Source organism: Paenibacillus sp. oral taxon 786 str. D14 (assembly GCF_000159955.1).
GTDB lineage: Bacteria > Bacillota > Bacilli > Paenibacillales > Paenibacillaceae > Fontibacillus > Fontibacillus phoenicis.
In genome coordinates, this window is the sequence record NZ_GG695988.1 from 81759 (window position 1) to 84140 (window position 2382).

The window sequence follows — 2382 nt, forward strand, 5'->3', positions numbered from 1 at the left end:
GGGTGCGTGAGCAGCAGCCCCTTTGCGCCGGGATACCGGCGCAGGGCTTCCCGCACCGCAGCTTCGCTCGGGATGGTGGCCAGCCCGCTGCCCGCGTCCAGCTGCGGCGCCAAAAACACCGCGTGCGCGCCCGCCAACATCAATCCGTGAATGACGGATTTATGCACGTTCCGCTGCACGAGCAGCACATCCCCTGGCGTGGTACACACGCTCAGGATTAAGGCCAGGTTGCCGGCTGTACTGCCGCCAACCAGAAAAAACGTCTCCTCCGCCCCAAACTGGGCGGCGGCCAGCCGCTGCGCCTCGCGGATGACGCCCTCGGGATGATGGAGATCATCCGTCCCGGTGATTTCCGTCACGTCGATTTCCATCACGCGCGCCAACTCCTCCATCACATTCGCATTGCTGCGCAAAGCCTGTCCATTTTTATGCCCCGGGACATGAAAGGAAGCATCCTTTTTCGCCTGATACTGCAGCAAAGCTTCAACCAAAGGGGCCCTTCCGTTATGTTCCTCTGCCATTTCGATTCCTTCCGACTCTGGGTTAACCGTATATTAACGTGATTGTATTCATTGCTTCATCTCATTTTACCGTTAGTTCGCTCAGTAGAGCAATATAAAAGGACCCGCTCCCCAAAATGAACAGGTCCTTTTATCCGGCAGTGTTATGCATTTTTTTGCACCCAGATCTGCTTCATTTGATGAACAAAGAAGTGGTATTTCTCCTCCTGCACGTCGGTGCGCACCATCTCAGCCTCGCAAGCGTCGCAGATAAATTCAGATACGATATGAATACCCTCTGTTTTCGGTTCTCCACATATAATGCAGGTGCTAACGCTCGACTCATCCATGTCCGATCCCACCTTGTCTTTTTTTACTATCAGTATGACACAGATTCTACTATTTTAAACCTTTTCATAGTCCGCTTCCTACTTTATCTTATGCCGACAGCCAAAACAACGTGTTTGTACGCGCCGCCTTAATTATTCTTGTATTCTTCCGATATATTAAGAAGAGCTAGTCCGCGATGTGCGGAGCTGATGAAAATTGGGAGGAGGATCAAACGCTTGAAGCCCGCTGAAACCGAAAGTCAAGCGACATTTTATCACTACACCTTGCTCAAAAAGAAGGCTTTACCGAAGTCGCTCAAATATAGCTTAGGCATACTCCCCGTCATTTGGCTTGCAGCCGAGACGGTATTCATATCCTGGACCAGTATCTTTTTCTTCCTATTAGCCATACCGGTCATCTTATGGATCCAATATGTCATTTCCCGCTCCGTGCTGATGATTGTCAGCCACTCCTATCGCAAGCGCTGGCGGTTTTCCCGTCAAATGCCATGGATTGGTTACTCACCTGATCAATACGTTTCTTATCCCGTATATCGCCGAGTCCACCTTCATTCCGCCTGGATCGGTTGCTGTATTATCGCGATTCTCATCCCTTGGTCGCCGGTCTCCTTTGTGCTCTCTTTATTTTTCTGGCACCTTTGGCTGATGATCCCGCGATTCATTGTGCTTGCTACCCTACGTGGACAGCGTAAAGACGGAATGATCAAAATCACAGGTCTCGAAATTGCTTACTACAGGCAATGAAGAATCTCATAGATTAGATGCTGTTAAGAAAAACGTCTATCGACGTACATTCAATGTAGCCAGACCGCGTTTAGCGGAAGTTTTTCTTGCGATATCAGGATGCCGATCCCCCGAAATTTATACTTTCTGATATCTTAAAAAAGCCTGCTCCCTGCGCAAATGCAGAGATCAGGCCTTTTGTCTTCTTTAGCACATTCCAGTACCGGGCTTGTCCGGTAGAGGGGCGGTTGCCTTTCATATCCGAATTCTGATGCTAAGGGCTGCTGCTTTCCAACCCTTGAATGACTGTTTTCGCTTCCTTTTTCGGGACCAATACGGTAAAAGAGTTATCGTGAAGCGTCAATTGAACAATTTGCTTCCCCTTCTCGTACACCCGAGTTGAACCGGTGCTTTCTTCTTTCTTCTCCTTCCATCCCCACTCCGCTATCACCTTCTGATAGGCCTCGGGGATTTCGCTGCTTTCCTTAAGTCCGGTTAGTCTATAATTAACATAGTCCATCTTCGAATTATTAAGAGCCGTTTCCGTTTGATTGGCCTCTTTAGGAACAGGGAAATTCTTCTCAACCGTTGCTCCCACAAAATCCGTCCACGAAGGCTCGGAAGACGCACAGCCTGCGATGACTACCATCATCATCAAGACTCCCCACATGAAGCATAAGGATATTTTGACTCCTCTTCGCTGCATGATCCATTCCTCCTTACCCTGCCTATATACTGAAAAATACTCCTGTTGTCATTCTGATATAGATTCCGGATAGGCTAAATGCCCTAGATGCTCATTTACCAAT

3 protein-coding genes and 1 pseudogene are annotated in these 2382 nt (G+C 48.8%); 1 reads left to right on the plus strand and 3 read right to left on the minus strand.

The features are described from left to right. Together POTG_RS18440 and POTG_RS18445 are read right to left on the minus strand one after the other, a co-directional pair. A pseudogene (locus POTG_RS18440) lies at nucleotides 1–521 on the minus strand (aminotransferase class I/II-fold pyridoxal phosphate-dependent enzyme); the annotation flags it as partial. 143 nt (nucleotides 522–664) lie between these two features. Beyond that, nucleotides 665–850: a sigma factor G inhibitor Gin gene (locus POTG_RS18445; RefSeq protein WP_036646182.1), complete on the minus strand. Its 186-nt coding sequence runs from the start codon at nucleotides 848–850 to the stop codon at nucleotides 665–667. 216 nt (nucleotides 851–1066) lie between these two features. Between POTG_RS18445 and POTG_RS18450 the strand changes: the two genes are divergently transcribed. Next, the gene (locus POTG_RS18450; RefSeq protein ID WP_009226372.1) at nucleotides 1067–1594 is read left to right on the plus strand and encodes a hypothetical protein; all 528 of its coding nucleotides are present in this window, start codon (nucleotides 1067–1069) and stop codon (nucleotides 1592–1594) included. Between the two features lie 253 nt (nucleotides 1595–1847). Here the strand turns inward: POTG_RS18450 and POTG_RS18455 are convergent, their stop codons facing one another. Beyond that, nucleotides 1848–2279, minus strand: a complete 432-nt coding sequence (locus tag POTG_RS18455) for a hypothetical protein (protein WP_009226373.1) — start codon at nucleotides 2277–2279, stop codon at nucleotides 1848–1850. Nucleotides 2280–2382 lie beyond the last annotated feature (103 nt).